2 protein-coding genes are annotated in these 7,981 nt (G+C 37.7%); both read left to right on the top strand.

Features of this window, described 5'->3' with window-relative positions; genetic code table 11:
* Nucleotides 1–5 precede the first annotated feature (5 nt).
* On the top strand, nt 6–1,946 hold the full coding sequence (locus QLS97_RS15710) for an OmpA family protein (protein ID WP_282717980.1): 1,941 nt from the start codon (nt 6–8) through the stop codon (nt 1,944–1,946).
* A gap of 561 nt (nt 1,947–2,507) precedes the next feature.
* A partial coding sequence (locus QLS97_RS15715) for an HYR-like domain-containing protein (RefSeq protein ID WP_282717982.1) occupies nt 2,508–7,981 on the top strand: 5,474 nt, incomplete at its 3' end.

Raw genomic sequence — 7,981 nt, forward strand, 5'->3', positions numbered from 1 at the left:
TTATTATGAAAAAAAATATACTTCTTTACATAACAATAGTAAGTGTTTTTTCTATTAACATTTATTCCCAAAAAGCAAAATTGGCTACTGCTGATAAAAAGTATGATGGCTATGCTTATGTAGATGCCATCAAAACCTATGAAAGGGTTGCTGAAAAAGGATATAAATCAGCTGATCTGTTTAAAAAGCTGGGCAATGCTTACTACTTCAATGCGGACTTCGATAAAGCCGCTAAATGGTATGGTGAATTGTTTACTATGGACACCTCAAATTTAGAACCTGAATATTATTATCGCTATGCTCAATCTTTAAGAGCAATCGATCAAAATGATAAGGCCAATGAGATGATGGAACTATTCAACCAAAAATCAGGAAACGACACTAGAGGGAAACTCTTTAAAAAAAATACCAACTATTTAGAAGCTATAAAAGCGAATTCCGGAAGGTATACAATTGAAGATGCCGGAATAAACTCTATCTATTCCGATTATGGAACTGCACTGTATTCCAATAAATTAGTTTTTGCTTCTGCTAGAGATACGGGAAGTCTTGGACAAACAAAACACAAATGGACCAATCAGTATTTTACAAACTTGTACACGGCTGATTTAGCAGAAGACATGACTCCAAGTACTCCGAAAAAGTTTGATGGAACCATAAATTCCAAGTTTCATGAATCTACTCCTACTTTTAGCAGTGATGGAAAAACCATGTATTTTACACGAAACAACTATCTCGATGGTAAAAAAGGAAAAGATGGAAATAAAATTACTTTAATTAAAATATACAAAGCCACTTTAGAGAATGACAAATGGGCAAATGTAACCGAACTCCCTTTTGACAGTGACAATTACAGTACAGCGCATCCTGCTTTAAGTCCTGATGGAAAAACATTGTATTTTGCCTCTGATATGCCTGGAACATTAGGACAATCCGATTTATTCAAAGTAACAATAAATGAAGATGGTACTTTTGGAACCCCTGAGAATTTAGGCAATACTATTAATACCGAAGGAAGAGAAACCTTCCCTTTTATTAATGATGAAAATGAAATTTACTTTGCATCTGATGGACATCCTGGTCTTGGAGGATTAGACGTGTTTATGTCTAAAATAAATGAAGATGGTACTTTCAGTGAAGTTCAAAATGTAGGGGCTGATGTGAACTCTCCTAAAGATGATTTCGCTTATTTAATCGATACAAAATCAAGAAGGGGTTTTTTTACTTCTAATAGAGACGGTGGTCAGGGTTATGATGATATTTATAAATTTTTGGAAACAAAAAGACTTATTTGCGAACAACTGCTTTATGGTGAAATCACCGATACAAAAACGGGAGAACTACTGGCTAACACCAAAATAACTTTATACGACAGTCAATTTAAGATTGTCAATACTGCCACTTCTGATGATAAAGGAAAATATAGCTTTACGGTTGCATGTGGAAAGACTTACAATGTAAGAGCTGAAAAACTAGAATACACCACCAAAGAAGAAAAAATCACTATCACTGCAACAACTGGAAAAACGTATTTACCAATCGCTTTAGAAAAAGAAATATGTAAAGTAGCCGTTGGTGATGATTTAGGTAAATGTTTTGGTATCAAAATGATTTATTTCGATTTAGACAAATCGAATATCAGACAAGAAGCGGCTTTAGATTTAGAAAAAATATTAGATGTTTTAAATCAAAATCCAACGATGAAAATTGACATCCGTTCTCATACAGATAGCAGACAAACCTTCAAATACAATGAAGCTTTATCTGAAAGAAGAGCCAAATCAACCATTAACTGGTTAGTTAAAAATGGAATTGATTCAAGCAGATTGACTGGTAAAGGTTACGGTGAAACTCAACTGGTAAACAAATGCGCTGATGATGTAATTTGTACAGAGGATGAACATCAACTCAACAGAAGAAGCGAATTTATTATTACTGCTTTGTAAATTGAAAAATTTAATAGGCTGTATTATAAAGACAGCCTATTTTTTATAAGCTTTACAGAATAAGGATATCACTGCACAACTATATTATGTAATTAGCTAGATTAGATAATGCAATTAAAGTCCTAAAAAAATTAAGTTAATTTCTCAAAATCATTACCATTCTGCTTGTTAAAAAAATAAGTCAATTGTTAATTTTTTGAAATGAAAAACTAAATTTTTCTTAAAAAAAGTACATTTAAACGAGTATTTAGGTTCGTTATAGAGAAAAAAAATCAATACTATTAATTCTTTGTAATTTTAATTTCATAAAGTAAAACTGTGTTTTTAAATACTTTAATAAACAAATAATTACTGAGGAAAAAAGACTCTTTTAATATCAAAAAAAGAAAGCCCTAACCTCTAAAATTTAGAAATTAAAATTGATTTAAACTCTAAAAATTGTAATTGTTGTTGATTGATTTAAAATATATTTTACTTTATATTTTTAACAAAAAATTGATTTTCCATTTATCAAATACCACAAAATTAATTTTAGTAATAATAAATTAAAAATTTGATTGTATGAAAACAAAAATTACCCTTCTTTTACTGACTTTATTTATGTTTGTTGGTAATATATATTCGCAATTTGATTCTAATCATCTAGATTTAAGATTATTGGGTTATAATTGTACTTCAAATAATGTATCAATTGAAAAGGTTTTTCTTAGTGCAACCGTTGATGGTGTACCATTAGAGGATGTTGTTCCAACATGTAGTAGTGGAACTCCATACAATGTCACTATTTGGATGAATTACACTCAAAACCAAGCAGGTGATATTAATGAAAGTAGATTATTTGCAACATTAAACATTAATGGTGTAACTACTGAAATCAATAAATGGATAGGAAAGTTAGAATCCACAAAGAATTCATTAACCCCTGGAAAGATTCAGTTGACCACTGTACCTGTAATATGGAAATGTGGTCAAACTCTGTCATTCACAAATTTATTAGTGGTTTGGGAAGGTAATGGTGACCTTATAGAAACAAGTACTTATGATGCTAAAACATACAATAAAGCCCAATGTGAATTTGGGGAGTCCACTTATTTCGCAGCTCCGTTAGCAGTTCAATTTACTTATAAAGCCTGTACAAGCGGTACTAACACTACCGTGAATTTTAATTCTACAACAAATGGAGGAACTGCTCCTTATGTTAGTTATACATGGAATTTTGGTGATGGCACACCTCTTAATACCACAACAAATCCAAATATAACCCATGTTTATTCCTCTTCAGGAGGTAATAAAACAGCTACTTTAAAAGTTACTGATTCTAAAGGGATATTTAATACATATCCATTATTAATTGAAATTCCCAATGAACTCACTCTAAGTGAAACTCATTCAAATATTGGATGCAGTGGAGGATTTGGTAATATTGACTTAAGCGTTTCCGGCGGTACACCGTTCACAACACTACCAAATTACACTTATTCATGGAGCAATGGAGCTACAACACAAGATTTAAGTGAATTAACAGCAGGTACATATACTGTAACAGTTACTGATAAAAATGGTTGTCAAAAACAACTTTCAGTTACAATTAATGGAGGCGATACCATTAAGCCTGTTATTAGTGCTCCTGGTGCAAATGCAATCATTAATTGTCCAGCAACTCCAAGTTTCATTGCACCAACAGCTACCGATAATAGTGGAACTGCTACTATAAATGTAATATCAACTATTACAACACCAGGCACTTGTGCTGGTACATATAGTATAACTAGAACTTGGGATGCAACGGATCCTTGTGGAAACCATAGCGCTCAAGTAAGCCAAACCATTACGGTTCAAGACATCAATCCACCAATTGTAAATGCACCAAATAACTCTAGTACAGTTTCATGTATTTCAGCTGCAACTATTCCTACTCCACCAGATGCAACTGATGAATGTTCCGGGATGCTGAACGGAGTTTTATTCTCAACTACAGATACTCCAAATCCTCTAACATGTGAAGGAACTAGAGAATATAAATATAAATATACTGATGCATGTGGAAATTTTAGCTACTGGACTTATACATACACTATCGAACGCGAACCATTCACTACAATTGCGCCTGCCGGTTCAACTGTAGCTTGTGTGGCTTCGGCTGTGACTTCCACCATTCAATTGCCGACAGTGACGGACAATTGCGGAAACTTACTTTCTCCGACTCCGACAAGCCCTGCAACCGGTGGAACTTATGATGGATGTGAAGGAACTAAAACCTTCACTTACACCTATGCCGATTGTGAAGGAAACTCTCAAGAATTTGTCTATACATACACTATCGAACGCGAACCATTCACTACAATTGCGCCTGCCGGTTCAACTGTAGCTTGTGTGGCTTCGGCTGTGACTTCCACCATTCAATTGCCGACAGTAACGGACAATTGCGGAAACACCCTTTCACCGACTCCGGCAAGCCCTGCAACCGGTGGAACTTATGATGGATGTGAAGGAACTAAAACCTTCACTTACACCTATACCGATTGTGAAGGAAACTCTCGAGAATTTGTCTATACATACACTATCGAACGCGAACCATTCACTACAATTGCGCCTGCCGGTTTAACTGTAGCTTGTGTGGCTTCGGCTGTGACTTCCACCATTCAATTGCCGACAGTAACGGACAATTGCGGAAACTCACTTTCTCCGACTCCGACAAGCCCTGCAACCGGTGGAACTTATGATGGATGTGAAGGAACTAAAACCTTCACTTACACCTATACCGATTGTGAAGGAAACTCTCGAGAATTTGTCTATACATACACTATCGAACGCGAACCATTCACTACAATTGCGCCTGCTGGTTCAACTGTAGCTTGTGTGGCTTCGGCTGTGACTTCCACCATTCAATTGCCGACAGTAACGGACAATTGCGGAAACTCACTTTCTCCGACTCCGACAAGCCCTGCAACCGGTGGAACTTATGATGGATGTGAAGGAACTAAAACCTTCACTTACACCTATACCGATTGTGAAGGAAACTCTCGAGAATTTGTCTATACATACACTATCGAACGCGAACCATTCACTACAATTGCGCCTGCTGGTTCAACTGTAGCTTGTGTGGCTTCGGCTGTGACTTCCACCATTCAATTGCCGACAGTAACGGACAATTGCGGAAACTCACTTTCTCCGACTCCGACAAGCCCTGCAACCGGTGGAACTTATGATGGATGTGAAGGAACTAAAACCTTCACTTACACCTATGCCGATTGTGAAGGAAACTCTCGAGAATTTGTCTATACATACACTATCGAACGCGAACCATTCACTACGATTGCGCCTGCCGGTTCAACTGTAGCTTGTGTGGCTTCGGCTGTGACTTCCACCATTCAATTGCCGACAGTAACGGACAATTGCGAAAACTCACTTTCTCCGACTCCGACAAGCCCTGCAACCGGTGGAACTTATGATGGATGCGAAGGAACTAAAACCTTCACTTACACCTATACCGATTGTGAAGGAAACTCTCGAGAATTTGTCTATACATACACTATCGAACGCGAACCATTCACTACAATTGCGCCTGCCGGTTCAACTGTAGCTTGTGTGGCTTCGGCTGTGACTTCCACCATTCAATTGCCGACAGTAACGGACAATTGCGGAAACTCACTTTCTCCGACTCCGGCAAGCCCTGCAACCGGTGGAACTTATGATGGATGTGAAGGAACTAAAACCTTCACTTACACCTATGCCGATTGTGAAGGAAACTCTCAAGAATTTGTCTATACATACACTATCGAACGCGAACCATTCACTACGATTGCGCCTGCCGGTTCAACTGTAGCTTGTGTGGCTTCGGCTGTAACTTCCACCATTCAATTGCCGACAGTAACGGACAATTGCGGAAACACCCTTTCACCGACTCCGGCAAGCCCTGCAACCGGTGGAACTTATGATGGATGTGAAGGAACTAAAACCTTCACTTACACCTATACCGATTGTGAAGGAAACTCTCAAGAATTTATCTATACATACACTATCGAACGCGAACCATTCACTACGATTGCGCCAGCCGGTTCAACTGTAGCTTGTGTGGCTTCGGCTGTGACTTCCACCATTCAATTGCCGACAGTGACGGACAATTGCGGAAACTCACTTTCTCCGACTCCGGCAAGCCCTGCAACCGGTGGAACTTATGATGGATGCGAAGGAACTAAAACCTTCACTTACACCTATACCGATTGTGAAGGAAACTCTCGAGAATTTGTCTATACATACACTATCGAACGCGAACCATTCACTACAATTGCACCTGCCGGTTCAACTGTAGCTTGTGTGGCTTCGGCTGTGACTTCCACCATTCAATTGCCGACAGTAACGGACAATTGCGGAAACTCACTTTCTCCGACTCCGGCAAGCCCTGCAACCGGTGGAACTTATGATGGATGCGAAGGAACTAAAACCTTCACTTACACCTATGCCGATTGTGAAGGAAACTCTCGAGAATTTGTCTATACCTATACCATTGATGATACTATTGCACCGACAGCAACAGCACCTACTGATATTACTGGTTTACAATGTGTTGCTGACATACCTACTGCAGATATTAATGCTATAATTGATGAAACCGATAACTGTAGCGGAACGGTAAACGTTATTGTTTCTGATTCCAACAATGAAGCTTCCGGTTGTAAAGGAAACCCTTACATCGTAACTAGAACCTACACTTTGACCGATTGTAGCGGTAATGAAACTAAATTAGTGCAAACCATTACCGTTGAAGATACTACTGCACCTATATTGACAGGTGTGCCTGCGAATGTAACTGCTGAATGTAATGCAATACCTGCGGTAGAAATAGCAGTAAACATAAATGCAACAGATAATTGTGATGCCACACCAATAGTAGCTTATCTTGGAGAAGTTAGAACCGATGGTGACTGTGCCAACAACTATACTTTAACTAGAACTTGGAGAGCTGAAGATGCCTGTGGAAATGTTTCTACAGCTTCACAAACTATAACAGTTCAAGATACAACACCTCCAACTATTACACCCCCACAAAATATAATACTTAGCAGTGGGGTAAATTGTGTTACTGATATTAGCCCTTCTATAACGGGCAATCCAATATACAATGACATTTGTGATTCAAATCTTGCACCTCCTACCTATTCTGATTCTGAATGTTTTGGAAATTCAAATAATCAAGAAATAAATGCTGGAAATGGTAATTATTTCCCATTTACTGTTTCAGGTTTTGATGGAATATCTGCAAGCAGTATTGAAAAAATTGCATTAGCATTCGAAACAAATCAAGGAAAAGGAAGAGCTGAATTCACTTTAATTGCCCCTAACGGTCAAGGAATAATTTTAGTTGGTCCTTATTGTACAGGTGGAGCGTGTGATGATACAAATTCAAATACTAAAGAATTATACTTACCTGTATTTTATCCTAACAGTTCAGGTTATGTAAAATGGAACAACAGCAATTTTGTTCAAGATGGTGTTAGTCAAAACTTCACTCCAAACGGAGCAACAACTTCGACAAATACAATACCTGAATTGACATCATATGTATCCAGCTTTGAAAACTTTACAGGATCAATGAATGGTACTTGGATAATTTATTCCAGAAAACAAGCTAGTGTTAATGGTAGTATTGAATTCAAAAGTATTTGTTTAACCCCAGTTTCATGTCCTGGAAATAAAATTATTAATAGAACGTGGACAGTTACAGATGCATGTGGTAATATAGGAACAGCTAATCAAACTATAAAAATTGAAGATACAACTGCTCCGACAGCTTCTAATCCTGCTGCCATTACTATTACAGGTTGCAACGGAACTTTCCCTGATGCTGATATTTCTGTAGTGACTGATGAAGCCGATGCCTGTTCAACTCCAATTGTTGCTTTTGTTGGTGATAGTGCTCCTGCTTTAGTCGATTGTACTGAAACTATAATCAGAACATACAGCGTGACGGATGCTTGTGGAAACACAATCAATGTGACTCAAAACTTAATCAGAACGGTGGATGAAACTGCTCC

Source organism: Flavobacterium yafengii (assembly GCF_030010375.1).
Taxonomy (GTDB): Bacteria; Bacteroidota; Bacteroidia; order Flavobacteriales; family Flavobacteriaceae; genus Flavobacterium; species Flavobacterium yafengii.